Source organism: Okeania hirsuta (assembly GCF_003838195.1).
In the GTDB taxonomy this organism is placed as follows: Bacteria; Cyanobacteriota; Cyanobacteriia; order Cyanobacteriales; family Microcoleaceae; genus Okeania; species Okeania hirsuta.
The window spans coordinates 1-16,661 of record NZ_RCBY01000169.1 but is presented as its reverse complement, the minus strand read 5'-3'; the positions used below and the strand labels follow the sequence as shown (position 1 = coordinate 16,661).

12 protein-coding genes and 1 tRNA gene are annotated in these 16,661 nt (G+C 35.5%); 3 read left to right on the top strand and 10 right to left on the bottom strand.

The features are described from left to right. The first annotated feature begins 672 nt into the window (after positions 1-672). Positions 673-1,188 carry a hypothetical protein gene (locus tag D5R40_RS22990; protein WP_205127681.1) on the top strand — a complete coding sequence of 172 codons (516 nt, stop codon included), beginning with the start codon at positions 673-675 and terminating at the stop codon, positions 1,186-1,188. Between the two features lie 336 nt (positions 1,189-1,524). On the opposite strand, the gene D5R40_RS22985 is transcribed toward D5R40_RS22990, so the two are convergent. The 8 genes from D5R40_RS22985 to D5R40_RS22950 form a co-directional block, all read right to left on the bottom strand. Beyond that, a complete protein-coding gene (locus D5R40_RS22985) occupies positions 1,525-3,090 on the bottom strand; it encodes a mechanosensitive ion channel family protein (protein ID WP_240041640.1) in 1,566 nt (521 codons plus the stop codon). Positions 3,091-4,108: 1,018 nt separating this feature from the next. Continuing rightward, entirely contained in the window at positions 4,109-5,059 is a 951-nt protein-coding gene (locus tag D5R40_RS22980) for an AAA family ATPase (RefSeq protein WP_124155267.1), read from the bottom strand. 804 nt (positions 5,060-5,863) lie between these two features. After that, positions 5,864-6,004: a hypothetical protein gene (locus D5R40_RS37095; protein WP_192901303.1), complete on the bottom strand. Its 141-nt coding sequence runs from the start codon at positions 6,002-6,004 to the stop codon at positions 5,864-5,866. 70 nt (positions 6,005-6,074) lie between these two features. Further along, on the bottom strand, positions 6,075-7,199 hold the full coding sequence (locus D5R40_RS22975) for a DUF4350 domain-containing protein (RefSeq protein WP_124155266.1): 1,125 nt from the start codon (positions 7,197-7,199) through the stop codon (positions 6,075-6,077). After that, positions 7,186-7,797 carry a DUF4129 domain-containing protein gene (locus D5R40_RS22970; RefSeq protein ID WP_124143541.1) on the bottom strand — a complete coding sequence of 204 codons (612 nt, stop codon included), beginning with the start codon at positions 7,795-7,797 and terminating at the stop codon, positions 7,186-7,188. Before D5R40_RS22970 ends, D5R40_RS22975 begins: the two co-directional genes overlap by 14 nt. A 2-nt stretch (positions 7,798-7,799) precedes the next feature. After that, positions 7,800-8,066, bottom strand: coding sequence for an ATP-binding protein (locus tag D5R40_RS22965; protein WP_124143542.1), 267 nt, complete (start codon positions 8,064-8,066; stop codon positions 7,800-7,802). Beyond that, entirely contained in the window at positions 8,035-8,202 is a 168-nt protein-coding gene (locus tag D5R40_RS35900; protein WP_124143543.1) for a response regulator, read from the bottom strand. The genes D5R40_RS22965 and D5R40_RS35900 overlap by 32 nt, the downstream gene beginning before the upstream one ends. A gap of 571 nt (positions 8,203-8,773) precedes the next feature. Next, positions 8,774-9,664 carry an SDR family NAD(P)-dependent oxidoreductase gene (locus D5R40_RS22950; protein WP_124155265.1) on the bottom strand — a complete coding sequence of 297 codons (891 nt, stop codon included), beginning with the start codon at positions 9,662-9,664 and terminating at the stop codon, positions 8,774-8,776. Between the two features lie 781 nt (positions 9,665-10,445). Here D5R40_RS22950 and D5R40_RS22945 point away from each other — a divergent pair. Further along, positions 10,446-12,344, top strand: a complete 1,899-nt coding sequence (locus D5R40_RS22945) for a TonB family protein (RefSeq protein ID WP_124143545.1) — start codon at positions 10,446-10,448, stop codon at positions 12,342-12,344. A gap of 826 nt (positions 12,345-13,170) precedes the next feature. Here D5R40_RS22945 and D5R40_RS22940 read toward each other — a convergent pair. After that, positions 13,171-13,243 (bottom strand) — tRNA-Arg (locus D5R40_RS22940). Between the two features lie 225 nt (positions 13,244-13,468). Beyond that, a complete protein-coding gene (locus tag D5R40_RS22935) occupies positions 13,469-14,089 on the bottom strand; it encodes a DUF6940 family protein (RefSeq protein WP_124143546.1) in 621 nt (206 codons plus the stop codon). A gap of 978 nt (positions 14,090-15,067) precedes the next feature. Between D5R40_RS22935 and D5R40_RS22930 the strand changes: the two genes are divergently transcribed. Continuing rightward, a complete protein-coding gene (locus D5R40_RS22930) occupies positions 15,068-16,579 on the top strand; it encodes an FAD-dependent oxidoreductase (RefSeq protein WP_124155264.1) in 1,512 nt (503 codons plus the stop codon). The last annotated feature ends 82 nt before the right edge of the window (positions 16,580-16,661 follow it).

The following is a 16,661-nucleotide window of genomic DNA, read 5'->3' as shown; positions in this document are numbered from 1 at the left end:
GAAGAAGGAGACAGGAGACAGGAGACAGGAGACAGGAGGAAAATTACATGGGGATAGTCAACGAAGGGCCGCTCCGCGTCTACGCTCCCCCAAGTAATTTTGAACACCCCCGTTGACGGTGGGGTATTAAACCCACAAAGAAAATGATAAAGAAAAAGATAATTACCGAATAATTAAGGTTTAAATCCTCTTCTTTGAAGAATAAAGAAAGACAAAAAATTCTTTTCGCCAATCCGATAATTTTCAGGAGAGGTAATTATTAATTGTTATACTAATTTTATGTGAGGCTGCACAGAATTAGGTGTTAGGTTTTAGGTCGTAGGTCGTAGGTCTTAGGTCTCATAGCAATTTTATCTGAGATTACATAGAATTATGAAACTTATTAACTTTTCTATCTAGAGCTACAGTCAACTCCGATTAAAATATTATTCTATGCAAGTTAGAAATGAATTTGGTATTAATTATTAATTATCGAATATAGTTATAACTGAATTTAATATAGTTAAATGGAATTGATTGAAGAAGGAAGTACTGAAGTTGTAAAAAGTTTATGGGGATACTGAAAAAAGTTGCTCCACCCCTACAAAGTTCAACGAATTCACTCTGTAGACAGTGAGGTATTAAACTCATCAGAAAAAAGATAATATTAGACTCATCAAAAATCACAGATTTATGAGCTACAAAAATAAATTATTTTGGGTTTTGTGGGTAATAGGTATGATCGGAATATTATCTTTATTGTTGCTCGATATACCTCTACCAGAAGATAATAAATTACTTCCTTCATGGATAATTAAACTGTTTACTTTATTCCAGCAAACTGTGTTGTTATCTATAGCAGTAATTATTAAAGTTGCTTTAGCTGAAAAAGTTAAATTATCAGCACCTTTAGCAGAAGCGATCGCTAAGAAAAATCCACTTATGCCAGTAATTAAACTGCAAATATTACCAGGTATGATTGGAGATTTCATCGGAGATTTAGCTTTAGTCTTCATTGCTTTATTATGGCAACCGTTTTTACCTTCAGACTTTGTAACTAAAAGTTCGGAAATATCCAACAATTTACCATTTATAACTCGCATTTTATTTGGAGGTATTACCGAAGAATTATTAATTAGATGGGGGTTAATGACACTCCTAGTTTGGATAGGATGGAAAATTTTTCAAAGAGGAAAAGGTAAACCCTAAGGGCGATACTTTGTTATGGCAATTTTGTTGTCATCTTTATTATTTGGGGTCAGACATTTACCAATAGCTTTTTGATTTCAAACTCAGGTAAATGCGATATTTATTTCCTATATTATTACGATTAATTCATTATTTGGTTTAATTCTCGGATATCTGTATTGGCAAAAAGGTTTAGAGTCTGCAATACTAGCTCATGGAATAGCTCATGTAGTGTTAGTAATATTTAATCAGTTATAGGTGGTAGGTGTTAGGTAAATTATTAATTGTTAGTTATTCAGGGAAATATTCAATGTTGCCAGATGAGCTGTTGCCTGTTGCCTAGCGCTACGCGCTATATTAATTCCGCTGCTCCTTACCAGTCAAATTAACTTTTTTCCCATTGCTTTCCTGCTGGAAAAACTGCATCAACATCGCTTCCATTCGTGGGGATAAATCAATTGGTAAATTCCCAGACCGCAAATGCAAATCCTGTTGCGGAAACGGAATCTCTATTTGACGCTCTCGCAATATTGCCTCAATCTTAAAATACAACTCACTCCTAATAATTACCTGTTTGCTCGGTTCCGCTGTCCATACCCGCAACTCAAAATTTAGAGAACTATCTCCAAACTCAATAAACAAAACCTGGGGTTCTGGCATCGATAACACATCGGGGTAAACTGCTGCTGCTGCATCTAATAAAGCTTGACATACCCCCTCTACATTAGATCCGTAAGCAACTCCTACTGGTAACCGCAACGCCGAAACTGGGTGGTCATGATCCCAATTTATTAGCTCCGCCTCCAAAAACCGGGAGTTAGGTACAATAATAGACACATGGTCGAAAGTTTTAATCATTGTACTGCGGGCGCCAATGCGTTCAACAGTTCCTTGATATTCTCCAATTTCTACAAAGTCGCCCACCTGTATCGGTCGCTCAAACAATAATACCAAACCACTGCCAAAATTTTTAGCAATATCCTGGAAACCTAAACCAATACCAACGCCAAACGCACTTGCTAACAAGGTAATAGAACTCAAATCTAAACCCCATACTTGCAATAATACCATCACACCAATAGTGATTAAACTGTATTTGGTCATAGTGGCGATCGCTTCTTGAGCGCCTCGGTTAATTCCGGTTACTCGTAAAATGCGCGATCTTAAAATATTAGTTATTCCACCAACACCAATTATTAATGCCCAGACTAAACCTACTAAAATTAATAGATCGGGTACAGAATATGTTTGATTTCCCAAATGAATTACCGGAGAAGTAAAGGTGGAAATTAAGGTATCGGTAAACTGATAACTAAACTGTCGAGTTAGGGGAAATTTATTAGTAATATACAGAATTGTTCCTATCCATAAAGCTATTCTTGTAACTAGCAAACTTAAACTAATTAATATAGATAAACTTTTGCTCTCTTCAGGATGAGCAATGCCATGATTTCCCAAAAAAAACAATATAACTTGATATAAATATTTTCGCCATACTAACTTTAATAGCCAGTTTATTACTATAGCTCCATTAATAATTAATCCTACTTTAATTAATGTGTTTCCCAGAAATTTTAAAGAGCGTTCTTTTTGAGCTATTTTTACTGAATCCTCAATTTTTTCTGCCCAAATGTCTGTTTGCTCTTTGAGATTGCTCCCTGGAAAAACATCTTTTTGAGTAACAGTTAATAGATAGGCATCGTTTAACCAAATTGTTGGTAGTTTTTCATCTGTTTTAACTTTTAAATGTATAGGTTTTGATGATGAAACTACAGTTGATAACTTTTGTTCAATTAATTCGGCTCTTTTCTGGGCAGTATATTCCCCTGCACTGCTAATCTTGAGTATTGGTCGCCCATCTAAAACTACTGGAGCTGTAGAATTTTTAAATTCTACTAATGCTGCTCCTGGAGTAAATATCATTAAGCTACTGAGGATGAGCGCGATTATGCTAAATATAATAAATTGAAGTATTCCTGATTGACGAGATTTATAATTATAGTTATAGTTATTTTTTACAATCACTCTTTTTTCCACCCTTTCGTATTTTAATATACAATAATATAAAATATCAATAAATTTTTAATTAATTGTAACACAATGTAGGACAAGTTGATAGAAGTTTGGTTTTCCATCAAAATTATTAATTCCTACACTGCTTTACTAATTGAATTGGATACATATATAGTTGAACAAGAGTATTAGGTATAGTTCCGGAAAAAAGTAATATTTTTTTATTATTAATAATTGGTAAATGGTAAGTTTTGAGCTATAAATCATTAGTCAATATAGTAGAAGAAAGAGAAGAAAGAGGGAAGAATAAAAAATATTACATTATCTGAGTTTTAAGCTGGCAATCTGTCTTAAGCTTTCCTTCGACTGCTATATCTTAAGATTAAAATTTTAATTATCAGTTTTTTCGATGGAATATCAAAACTCTGATAGTATATTTTTTTTGTTCAATAATTAATAATTAGAGGATTGAATCAAAGGGAAAATTATGTTTGTAGGACAACATCCTATGGTGTAGCTAGGGAGATATTTTTGGTCTTAATTATTCGGTTTAATTAATATTGAAATATAACTTTGAAATTCATGGCGATCGCCAATCAACTTAATTTAAAATTATCACTTCTAAGCTTCTAATACCAAGGGTAATATCATGTCCGGATAAGAGCGCGATAGAACTCCGTTCCGCTTACACATTAACGCAGTTGTGCGCCAGCAAACAAAAAACTTTCTCTTTCTTCTTCTTTTTTCCCTCCTGACTCCTGACTCCTTTGTCATTTATTTATAACTTTTCAACCGGACATGATATAAAAAAGAATGCTAAAAAAGAGCTGCTCTAATTCATTATTAGACAGCTATCTCTATCATTTTCCCCTTTTTTTTCAAAATTTACTCCTTCTTCCCTCTTCCTTTTTTCCCTCTTCCTTACTTATTACCTTGGTACTGAAACTTGTTTCAATATAGAATTAATTATACTATCAATTATTATTCCATCTAACTGCGCTTCAGGTTTCAAAATTAACCGATGACGTAATAGAGGTAATGCCACTGTTTTAATATCATCTGGAGTTACATAATTTCTATTATTTAACCAAGCTTGTGTTTTACTGGTTTGTAACCATGCTACTGTCGCTCGTGGAGAAGCACCTAAAGCTACATCCGGATGTTTTCTGGTTTGCTGAACTAACCCTAATAAATAATCTAATATTTTTTCTTGAACGTTAATTGCTTCTATTTCTTGACGAGTAATAATTATTTGTTCGACCGTTGCTATAGGTTTAATTTGATTTAATTGAATACTTTTTGCAGCAAAACCTTGTTGAACATTGAGCAACATTTGTTTTTCTGCTGCTATGTCTGGGTAATCAATAATAATCTTGAATAAAAATCTATCTAATTGTGCTTCTGGTAATGGATATGTACCTTCAAATTCTAGGGAATTTTGAGTAGCAATTACCCAAAATAAATTTGGTAATGGCAAAGTTTCTCCATCTAATGTTACCTGTTGTTCTGCCATAGCTTCGAGTAAAGCTGCTTGGGTTTTTGGTGGAGTACGATTAATTTCATCTGCTAATAATATTTCTGTAAAAATTGGACCTTTTTTTAGGGTAAAGTTGCGACTATTGAGGTCAAATACATTAGTTCCTAAGATATCTGATGGTAGAATATCTGGTGTTAGTTGAACTCTGCTAAATTCGGCTTGAATTAATCTAGCTAATGCTTTGACTGTGAGAGTTTTTCCTGTGCCTGGAACTCCTTCAATTATTACATGACCTCCAGTCAACAGGGCGATTAATAATTGTTGAATAGGTATATTTTGACCGACAATTATTTGATTGAGAGTCTGATATAGTTGAGTAAATATTGAGTTAGTTTGTTTCATATTAATTCAGTTATTAGTATATATATAATGATAGGTAGTTCCAAATTCATCTGATCTTGTACCATTTGCCAAAAGTAATGTTATTGCAGAAGGAATAACTAAGAAGGAAGAAGCAAGAAGAAAGAAGAAAGAAGAAAGAAGTTTTATTATTTATCTGATTTTAAACCATTTGCCAAAAGTAATCTTATTGCATAAGAAAGAAGTTTTATTATTTATCTTCTGTATTTATCTGATTTTAAACCATTTGCCAAAAGTAATGTTATTGCAGAAGGAATAACTAAGAAGGAAGAAGCAAGAAGTTTTATGGCTTATCTTCCATATTTATCTGATTTTAAACCATTTGCCAAAAGTAATCTTATCGTAGAAGGAACAAGGAATAACCGAAGCTGGAAGAGGAAATAAGTTTTATTATTTATCTTCCGTATTTATCTGATTTTAAACCATTTGCCAAAAGTAATCTTATTGTAGAAGGAACAAGGAAGAAGTTTTATGGTTTATCTTTCGTTGTTTCTGCTGCTGAGTGCTACACAAACAGTTACTTCATCAGTTCTAATTATCAAGACTGTTGCTATATAAATCAATTTTTGTATCAATAATTTGTAGGGGTAAATTACCATTTAGCAATGGATAATTGATAATTGATAATGAATCGCGCTTTAGGTTGAAAGTCTCTCCTTTTAAGGATAAAAAGAAATAAGATTTCCGCGCTAGGTTCAATCCTCTCAGTTTTAACCAGAGGTAATTATCCATTATCAATTAATGATCTCAAATCCGTTTAATTCGGTATAAAAAAATGTTCCATCTTCAACCATTACCAAATATTTCTCGATCTCCCCATCCCCCCACATTCCCCTCCTGGGAGGGGTCAGGGGTGGGTCCCATCTCCCCACCTCCCCACCTAATTACACTGATACTACTGGATTTGATATCAATCCCTACTCCCATTAACCATCAACAGAAGATCGACCGCTTTTTATACCATTAAAAGAGAATGCTTGAGACCAAAAAAAATCGGTCAAAAATTCCTTTTTGCTTTGTTTTCAACTTGAAATATTTTCTCCCACTTATCTAACCAATTTAATAACTCTGATTCAGTAATTTTTCGTTTTTGAGATTGAATTTTTAGGACTTTTTCTAATTCTATTGATCGCTCTCCAGTTTGCTGTATCCAAGCATCTATCAAAGATTTATCTTCAACTATATTTTCTCCTAGTCCTAATTTCTTTTGCAGTTGAATTTTTTGCTCTTTCCCTGTAGTTTCTAAAATAAATTCCCGACTTTCTGCTTTTTGTAATACTCCTGCTAAAGCTTGAATATAAGCTTGACTATTATCAATTATTGGTGCTGATAATTTTATCGGTTTAGCAAAACGACGATTTTGAGTAAAAATTAGGATAACTAAAATAATTAAACCCTGAATAAAAATTGGAAATAAAGGAGTTTCAACCAAATAATTCACTAAACTTTCTCCCAACTCCTCCTTAATTACTTCTTGGTCTTTATAACCATGAATATATTCATCTACTAAAATTCGTTGTTGACCTTGAGTAACAAGTTGAGCTAAAAATTCATAATTTCCAGGTATATATTGATAAGCATTCGCAGCTAAATATTGAGTAGTAGCTAAGATAATTTTTCCTTTACCAAACTGTTTTTGCCAAACTATAGCACCGTAGCGATCACCTAATAACTTCTCTTCTTTTTGTTGCTCAATTTTTATTGCCCTGCGACTTGTTTCTATTTCAACTTTTCCTACTTCCGTATCATGGATAGTAGTAAAATCTGCCTTTGTTACCTGTTTTTTAATGCCTAAAATTACCAAAATATTCCCAGATTTTACCCAATTTTTTATCTGAGCATTAATTACTCGATTTTCTAGTTGACTATTAACCTGCAATAGAGTAACTGATGAGTTGATATCTTGAGTATTTTCTAAATCTATAAATGGTTTTTCCCAGCGTTGAATATCCGCGCCTTTTTCTAACATAAACTTGTACCAAGCACCATATCCATCTGGGGCACGACTATAAGTAGAACCGCTATTTAATTGATTACTTACTGGGGCAAAAAAAACAGTCATTATCATAATTGAAATTAGAGCTATCGCTCCAAATACCCAAAATTTATTAGTTTTTTTCATCTCTGATTTGTTGATAAGCTTCCTGGCATTCTGCAAATACAGCAGCAGAAACTTCTAAGTTACCAAATAATAACTGCTGATGAGTAATGAATAATTTTTGATATGGTTTAGGTAGAGATAACTGCTGAATTAATTCTAAATATTCTCCATCAGTGCGACTAGGTAGATCGGAAATAATACCCCGGTCATTTAATCCTTGTAACATTGCCATATATAAACAACGACAAGCCTCTCGATAATTGCCTATTTCTTGGCATTTTTGTGATTTATTTAACCAAGCTGTTACTGATAATTCTAGTTGAGATTCTGCTCTAATTTCTGTTGTTAAGTTGATTTTATTACGGATACCATAAATATAAGAATTTAACAGTCTAATTATTTGTATAGCTACCCAGCTCAACAGAAAAGCAAAAAATAGCCAAGCCATCGCTTTAGCAATCATTAATATTATGGGATTATCCCACCAATAAGGCAAATCTACCCCTGGTAATTTAGCTGCTGTTTGAGAAGTTTGAACTTCCCACCATTCGCCAAATTTTTGTTGTAACTTTTGGAATTGCCAACCTAAACTATCTTTTTCAAATGAATTTTCAGACATACTTAACTTTCATCTCGCTCTGGTAGAAAATTTGTAGAATTAGCCATAGGAATTTCAATAATAAATTCAGTATATTTTCCCGCTTGAGTTTCAACTTTAATACTGCCATGATGTTGTCCAACAATAATTTTATTAACTAGAGATAAACCCAAACCTACTCCTTCTCCAGAAGGTTTAGTAGTGAAAAAAGGGTTGAAAATTTTATCTTTAATTTTTGAGTTTATTCCTATACCATTTTTATCTTGCTTGTTTAAAACAATTTTCACCATCAACAGATACTAATACCTTAAAGTTATAGCTCTCCAGAACAGTAATTGCTAATTTCAAATCGATTGGATTATCATCCACAATTAAAATAGTAGTATTTTTCTCCCGATAATCAATACAATTAGCGACTTGATCCATTTTATTTATACCTATTTTGCATTTGATAAATTTGGCGATTAATTTGATTAAATTATCAAACTATAGCAATATGATTTTAGTTGTGAGATGTTGGAGACTTTTAGGGAAAAGGAGATAGAGAACATGGAGATAGGGAAGAAGAAAAAACGAATATATCAGGACTTACGCACGGATACTAAATCGAGTGAGGGCGCCATTCGGAGCTTTGCGGAACGCAAATGCCATTTGCTTCGCATAACTATCGTTAACGCCCCTACATATGGCGTTTTCAAGGTGAAGCATGCGTAAGTCCTGTATATGTGAATAAGATAACTGCTATATTCTATACTTTAAAGAAACACCTCAATTCTTGCATCTAACTCCTGATTGCTATATTAACGTAAGCATTTCCTGCGGAATGCTTACACATTAACTAATCTTTTGTACAAAATTACTAACAGCTTTAATAAACTCTTCTGTTGACTCATAAGGTAAAACATTTCGCCCTGATATTTGACAACCTTCTCCTTGAAGCAACAACTTTAAATAGCTATTAATTCTTTGCTCTGGTGTTTCAGTTTGCTCAGTTTTACTAATAGTTGATGCTTGCTTTCCTACTAATACTAAGAGCTACAATATTGACGGAAGTGATATGCCCATCTGAAGACAAAATATTGACGATTGCTTTTCCAACACTAGAAGGAGGCATTAAACGAATATCATCAGGATCGCTCCCAAAACCAAACGACTCTCTTATTTTAGCGATCCGACTCTTTACTATATTCTCATCATATAAACCCGTATCACACCCACCAGGGCGGATATTTGATACATAGATTTTTTCAGGAGCAAGTTCTAAAGAAATTGCATTGGCAAATCTACTTATTGCACCTTTTGCAGAATTATGGACTGAACCTGATACAAACGATCTTATTCCGCTCATTGAAGAGACAATACAAATACGGGTTTCAGCTTGCTTACGAAATCTTGGCAATAACGCTTGAAGCGTCATGTATGTGCTTTTCAATACAGATAATTCAGCATCAATAAATTCTTCCGAAACTTCATCAATTTTTAAATATGGATTATTGTCCCTGATTTTAACTGTACCAGCACCTAAACCAAGGGACTGTACCCAATAAAGAGGAATGTCATTTGAAACACTTGCAAGTTTGATTTCAGTTTCTTGTTTGTCTAAAAGATCAATAGTAGATATTTCGACTTTAGCTCTCGGAATACTTCTCGTAATCCAATCTTTGACAATTTTCAAATTTTTTCCGGATCTAGCCACTAAATGTACTATAGCTCCAGCTTCGGCACATGAAAAAGCCGTACTGGCACCTAGATTTGCTTTATACTCATCACCATTATGTATAACTGGAGTATGGGAAGATTCGTTGGTTACAATATCACGAAAAATATGCCTTACAGGTTTAATCCCTACACCAGTAATTAATACTCTGATGTTTTCTAATTTCTGCATACATGTATTTCCTTTAGTTCACTAAACTCTAACTTGATCATGACTTACGCAGAACCACCATATCTAGTAGGGGCACTTTCCGCAAGGAAAGCATTCCGGAGGAAAGCGCCCCTACAGGTGGCGTATAAATTGATATTTTGCGTAAGTCCTGGAAGCATTTCAACCACAGGATTTTGGTATAGACGAAATTACTGATTTTTCCCAAACACCAGGAGACATAATTCTTCTAGACCGCGATAATTTTACCGCTATCAACAGTGACTCAGGAAAAGGTTTCAGCATACCAGGTGAGTCATTGTCTACAACAGTAACAATGGTAACTTATTCTATAATCCTCTAATGGTAGTGCAACAGGTTTCAGTAGTGGTGTTCAATTTGCAACTTTAACAGGTAGTCCATTGTTAGAAGCAGAAGATTTCTCAATCAGAAATTAGCGATCGCTCTTTGGTAAGAGTCAGACATTAGATATCTCCAAAAATTATAGCGCTGCGCGCAGGCAACAGGCAACAGTTCCGGAAGGCAATAGGGGGAATAAAAAGCTGATCATATAAGACTTTTAGCGATTGGAAAATTCCTGCAATTTGTAAATATGCCAGCGCACATTGCTATAATACTTTTTCAAGTAACCTTTGTAGAGACCTTCCATAGAAGGTCTCTATATTCTTTTTCAATATTTCAATAATGGGACTTAAAGATTTTATGGCCGAAAAATGGCTGAATGTTAAAATGCAAATTGCAACGATATTATTTATTTTATCGATCATTATAGGAGTTTCCTTATATGTCTGACTTTTCTTCCCTAGACCTAAATCAACCTATAGAACAACCTTCCATCATAGACACCCTCCGTCAACCAATATGGATAGCACTCTTCACCTCTGTGGGCATCCATGCTATATTAGGAATTAACCTACCAAAATTATCCCTATTCTCTGAGAAAGCCAAATTACCACCAACAGTAGGATTAGTAGAATTAACACCAGAACAACTTGAACTCCTCCCTCAACCAGAAGAACCAGAAATTACATTCTCAACCATACCAACACCATCCAACCTTTCCCCTATTTCACCACCATCTCCGAGTGAACTACCTGTTGTCCCCGAATCATCATCCTCAGAATTACCAACAATACCTGTAGACCCTTCAGATTACAACTTACCAGAATTACCACCAGAAGATTCTACTACCTCATCCTCTTCTACCCGCTCAAGATCCACTCCTTCCGTCTCTAGGTTGCCCAGAAATCCATCCCCAAGCGAATTTTCCTACAATTATCCATCTATTATACCAGGTAGGTCGTCATTACCAACAACACCAATATCTCCACCCCCACTACCTAGTACAAATAGTCAACCAGCAGAGATATTTCGAGTTGACCCACAACAACAATCAAATCAAAATCAAATAGATGAATATCAACTCAGAAAAAACTTGAACTTGACAGATAAAGTCTTTGACTCAGGTTTATCACGTCGTCCAACTCTGGAGATCGACCCTCAAGAGCAAACTTCTATAGTTGAAAACTCAACTGGGGAGTCATACTCAGCTAATTTAAAATTGCCTCCACGACGTTACCAAGATAAAGTTGAAAATCAAATTGCTATTGCTCCAAATAAAAATGATACCGATACTCAAACTCAAACAGAGAAAAAACCTATAGCAACAGCAACTCCTCAAACTCCTCCAACACCTCCAACACCAGACCCTACAAAAAAAGGTAGACTGCCAGAAGCACCAATAGTTAGGCAATTACGAGAAGGAAAGACTATTCAGGATATAGCAGAAGAAACAAAACAACAACAAAAGGTAGCTGTTGTCACTCCCCCACCAACTGAAACTAATAAATCTCAACTAGAAATTGAGGTTCAGGAAACTCCTGCTTTTGCTCCAACTCCTAAACCATCTCCCACACCAAAAGAGTTTAAAGGTTCATTATTAGAACAATTTGAACAACAAAAGCAACAAAAAGTTACTGCGACTACTCCCGTCCCTCAATCATCTCCAACACCTGAAGAAAATGTAGCTGCTACTACTATCGAAGAAACAAAACCACCAACACCTGTAATAACACCTGCTGTTGAACCATCCCCACCAGTACAGCAGGAACCTGAACAATCTCCAACAGTACAGCAACAAGCAGAATTTCAAGGTTCACTGTTAGCAAAACTACAGCAACAAAAGCAAGAATATGCTGCTGTCAATGAAGAATCACAATCAAGGGATATCGCTTTAGGTGCTGTGGGTGCTTATCTACAGTGGGCAATAGAATTGGGATTAGAAGAAGATAATTTGACTGAACCTACAACTATTGCTGATACTTATCCAGAAGCAGCTTGTGGGCAAAAGTTAGAAGGTAAAGCTGCTGTGGGAGTATTAGTTAGTCCAGATGGCGGTATTACCGATGGACCAAAGTTATTGCTAGAAAGTGGTCATTCAGTGCTAGATGAAGCAGCTATAGATGCAGTTAATAATCAATCATTTTCCAGTAGCGATCGCTCAAAACTTTATCAATATGAATTTAATTTTGATAGTTCTAACTGTAGTACAGCAAAGTCAACAGAAACAGAAGCGGAAAATACATCTGTTGGAGAAACATTACCAAATCAGGATGGGCAAGAGGAGGAAGGTATACCTATTGAAGTGATGCCACCAGAAGCTGAAACAGCACCAATAGAATAAGGACATAGTAATCTTATAGCAGTTTTCACCCTTAGTAGACCCTTGTAGGGAGTTCCATGGAACTCCCTACAAGGGTTTTTATTCTTAGGAGTGTATTCTATCTTTCTGAAAACCGCCATAATATAATTTTAGGATAATTATAGCGCTGTGCGCAGGCAACAGCTCATCTGGCAACAGCTCCGGAAGGGGGAATAAAAAACCGATAATATAAGGCTTTTAGCTATTGGACACCTCTTGTAATTTGTAAATATGCCAGCGTACATTGCTATACTTATAATAAAGTTTTTGTTTGTAGTTGGGCTTTAGCTCTTACAATACTTATGTATTAGGGATAGAGCAAAACTACGAAGCCCTATTATAACTATTATACCGTAAGCGTAGCTCCCCTGAAGGGGGCACATGATATAAAATACAGCGCTTTTCAAATTGATGAACCACATCTTCACAAACAAAACTTTGTAGGGACGTTCCATGGAACGTCCCTACTGTGGTCTACCCAAATGAAAACCGCTGATCAACAAAAATATTTCTACCTCTAGGTAATATTAGGCCCTCTTTTCAAAACAAGAGAAAATTTTTTATTATCAAAAAACTATATACCTATAAAAAATGCTCATGTAAACTCAGTGCATTTTCATTTGATTTCTTTAATTTCTGGGTCTGGGTGAAAATTAAGTAAAAAATGTCAGAGCTAGACCAAATAGTTTAATTGTTGAACAATATTTGATCGGAAAATAATAAAACCTAAAAGGCTTACTAAAAAAGCTTTTGAATTGAATATAGCCATACCATAAAATAGCTCAAATACTATATATATAGTTCAAAACGAGCACGGAGGGATTCGAACCCCCGACACCCAGAACCGGAATCTGGTGCTCTATCCACTGAGCTACGCGCCCTCATACTGATATTAACAATAGCATCTTAAGTCTCAAATTGGCAATAGGAAAAGCTATTATTTTTCTATGATATCATGTCCGTTTAATAGCGTGATAAAAAACTTTCTTCTTCCCTCCTGACTCCTGAGGAGGTCTTCCTGACTCCTTCATGGTTATTTATAAGTATTCAACCGGACATGATATGATTCCTATTTTTGTTGTTCTAACATTCAGCAACTATCAAATCTAGACTCGATCTGATAAACTGTACATTTTGTATCCGTAATATTTTGGTCGAGAATCTAATCTAACATGAAGCCAAGCCACTCCGCCACCTGCTGTACTGACCCAAAGCGGGTGGTCTGAAATCTTTTGTTGCACAGTTTGTCCCACAATTCGCCACAATGCCTGTTTTTGACCATCTGGCGCACCGCGAATGAAGGCTGCTAGATGGGAATAAGCTGAAAACGCAGTTCCTCCCCAGGAGGGTTCTGAATCCCTAGGAGATGGAGCTACAAGTATTGCATCTTTGCCTAAATTTTCAAATACAACAATTCCATTGTTAAGATTGTCGGTTCTGAAATAATCACTAAATGTCCTTTTGTCTGGGTTGCGTGCTAACCCTGGAGAGTTCAGCAACACAAATTCAAATTGACGCTTTGAGGTATCTTTTGTAATGGATGGTGTTTCCCATCGATAGGCAGAAAAGGGAGACTTAGATAAAAGTGAAATGAAGAAAGAGCGAAAGTTTGACTCATACTGCCATAAGTTTAAAACCTCACTATATGGTATTGGTTGCCCATTTTGAGTCACTGTGTATTTATGAACACGACCATCATTCAAAATTTCATGGGTGGCATCAAACATTTTTATCGGAAGTATTTTCTAGAGTAATTCCCTAGAAAGTTCGGAACAAATTCTAGCTAGGGAATTTTGGCCACCAATGATTTAGGCGATCGCTTAAATAGCTCAATTGCTTTACAAATTAAAATATTTTCTTGATGGCCAATAAAGTTTTTAATTTGGAGTAGCGATCGCCAGTATAGCTTTCAAACAATCTTTATAATTCTATCACCTATTGCTGTTGTAGCAGTTCCTGTGCCCGCATCAGGAGTCGCTATAGACTGTCGCCCAAACGGCATACTTCCACTTCTTGTCCTTTTTTTGTAGTATTGTCGAGTTGATAATTAAGATGTGGTTTGTTGTCCGGTGTCATTTATCCCTGCAAGAGTGAACGACGGATAACCTGTTTCCCATTCTTCAAACCACTCTTCAAGGGAATGACCAAAATCCAGTCACAACGACAGCTCATCATGCAATGCCTTAATGGCAGAAGTCTGCACAGCTACAAGTTGAGCCGTGCCTAACAAATATCTAGGATGATTGCCGTAGGGTTAGTCAAGGCGATCGCTACTACTGTACCTCCAAACCTCAAAATTAGGTAGTTCCTTAGGATTATCGTCCCTTAACAATCCTTGCTGTAATTTTAGTTTTGCCCTACTCTCCTGCATCTTCTGATTTGAGCTGTAGAACGTCTCCAATCCGCTCCCCTGTTAACGGCAAATTTGCCAGATTAACTTATTGGCGTTGCTGAATGGTAATGATTTTTAGATTAAGTATCAACGCAAAACATAAGTTTTTCAATTTTACCTTCAGCTACTTACCATTATATTTCAGCAACGCCAAATTAAAAGCAAGCTTTTCATCCGTTTACTTAAAGTAGTATGGTAACTATTACTACTATGACTTATATTATGTCCGTTTGAATAGTTAGAAATAACGATGGGGGAGTCATCAGAGAAAGTTTTTTTTCGCTAATTATCCAGACATAATATTACTACTACTATGACAAAAATTCAAGCTTCTCAAATCGAATATGTCGATGCAATAATTATCGGTGGTGGCATTGCCGGAATTTCTATTGCTGAATTTCTTGCCCGCCATAGTCGTCTTTCCATCAAAGTATTAGAAAGCGCCTCACAATTAGGAACATTTGCTTCGGGTAAACTCGAAGGTTGGTTTCATACTGGCGCACTTTACTCAGGACATGACGATGCTCAGACTTTTATCAATTGTGTAAATAGTTTAGAGGATGCAATTAATCTATATAGTTCCTACTTTACCGAACAATGTAATATTGCGCTGACAGAAACAAAACCCAATTTTTTCACTCCCGCAGTTATCCCTAAACTAAACGGTTGGTTTAACGATCGCCCTGTATATTTAATTCATCCTGGAACAAATTCTCCCGAAATTAGTCTATCTGGTCTCAAGAGCGACTCGGTACAAATGGAAATTCAGCGTAACCGAGTCTTAGGCAGATTAGAAACTGCTTATGGTCAACAACATAATTGGTATCAGAATGGAAATTGTCTAGCACCAATTTATGCACAAGTCGAAGCTTATGAAGGTTTAAATTGTTCGTTGCGTCACTCAACGGAAACTATAGATAACCTTTGTCATAGATTTGATAAATCTTACGGTCTAGAAAAGTCAAACTATGAAATTATCAGAACATTAGATTCCTCTATGAATACCAGTGCAATAATCAAAGACTTGGTTGCCAGCGCTCTCACTCAAGGGGTGACATTCGAGACTGGAGTAGTTATTGATAAACTATTAATAGACCGCTACGGCCCAATTCAAATCAAAAGTATTTTGTGTCGGACACAACAAGGTTTTCCCAAACGCCTAAAAGCAAAGTTGTTTATCTTTGCAGTAGGAAAAGGTTTTGAGCCATTTTTGTCTGATTTACAAGTACGGGCAAAACTCAAACGTAGTCGTAGTGCTATGGTAGTAGCTCAACCTGCCCTAACTGATACAAATTTTGTGCGGATGTCTACTAAGAAAAAATTTCATTTCAATCATTTTGTGCATAGCTGTGAAATTGAGGACGAAAAATTTGTTTACTCAATGTTAGCTGATTCTAGTTATACTAACGACGACCTAATAAATCAAGGAGATGAAGATGAAGTTGATATTGAGCCAATTTTGGAGTCCGCAGAACGATATTTTGGCAAAGATCGACTTTATAACCGTAACCTCTTTAGTTATGAATGTGTGAAAACAGAATTTATTAGTCAGGAAGAGCAAAAACGCCGTTATAGTTATTGGATCGAATCAAATCCTCACAGTAATTATTTGTGTGTGTTGCCTGGCAAATTTTCGTTTTTCCCAACTGTGGCATTCCAGGTCTATCAACGTATTAAAACTTTAATTAATTTTGATGAGTCTGTACCAAAATCAACCTTTACACCAGATATTAAAGTAATTGAAGAGGCAAACAAGTTAGTAGCTGACTCCTATCCAATGAAAATTATTACTGAAGCTAGAAACTGTTCAACAATTAATAATTAATAATTAGGGTTTGCGCTCATAAGTCTTATGGGTGAGGGTAGGAGACAGCTATACTGGAGACAGGAGACAGGAGGAACGGGGA

Excerpts from the sequence above, each read along its gene's own strand:
- D5R40_RS22990 (WP_205127681.1), top strand. The coding sequence starts at position 673 with ATGAGCTACAAAAATAAATTATTTTGGGTTTTGTGGGTAATAGGTATG.
- D5R40_RS22985 (WP_240041640.1), bottom strand. The coding sequence starts at position 3,090 with ATGATATTTACTCCAGGAGCAGCATTAGTAGAATTTAAAAATTCTACA.
- D5R40_RS22980 (WP_124155267.1), bottom strand. The coding sequence starts at position 5,059 with ATGAAACAAACTAACTCAATATTTACTCAACTATATCAGACTCTCAAT.
- D5R40_RS37095 (WP_192901303.1), bottom strand. The coding sequence starts at position 6,004 with ATGGGAGTAGGGATTGATATCAAATCCAGTAGTATCAGTGTAATTAGG.
- D5R40_RS22975 (WP_124155266.1), bottom strand. The coding sequence starts at position 7,199 with ATGAAAAAAACTAATAAATTTTGGGTATTTGGAGCGATAGCTCTAATT.
- D5R40_RS22970 (WP_124143541.1), bottom strand. The coding sequence starts at position 7,797 with ATGTCTGAAAATTCATTTGAAAAAGATAGTTTAGGTTGGCAATTCCAA.
- D5R40_RS22965 (WP_124143542.1), bottom strand. The coding sequence starts at position 8,066 with ATGGTGAAAATTGTTTTAAACAAGCAAGATAAAAATGGTATAGGAATA.
- D5R40_RS35900 (WP_124143543.1), bottom strand. The coding sequence starts at position 8,202 with ATGGATCAAGTCGCTAATTGTATTGATTATCGGGAGAAAAATACTACT.
- D5R40_RS22950 (WP_124155265.1), bottom strand. The coding sequence starts at position 9,664 with ATGCAGAAATTAGAAAACATCAGAGTATTAATTACTGGTGTAGGGATT.
- D5R40_RS22945 (WP_124143545.1), top strand. The coding sequence starts at position 10,446 with ATGTCTGACTTTTCTTCCCTAGACCTAAATCAACCTATAGAACAACCT.
- D5R40_RS22935 (WP_124143546.1), bottom strand. The coding sequence starts at position 14,089 with ATGTTTGATGCCACCCATGAAATTTTGAATGATGGTCGTGTTCATAAA.
- D5R40_RS22930 (WP_124155264.1), top strand. The coding sequence starts at position 15,068 with ATGACAAAAATTCAAGCTTCTCAAATCGAATATGTCGATGCAATAATT.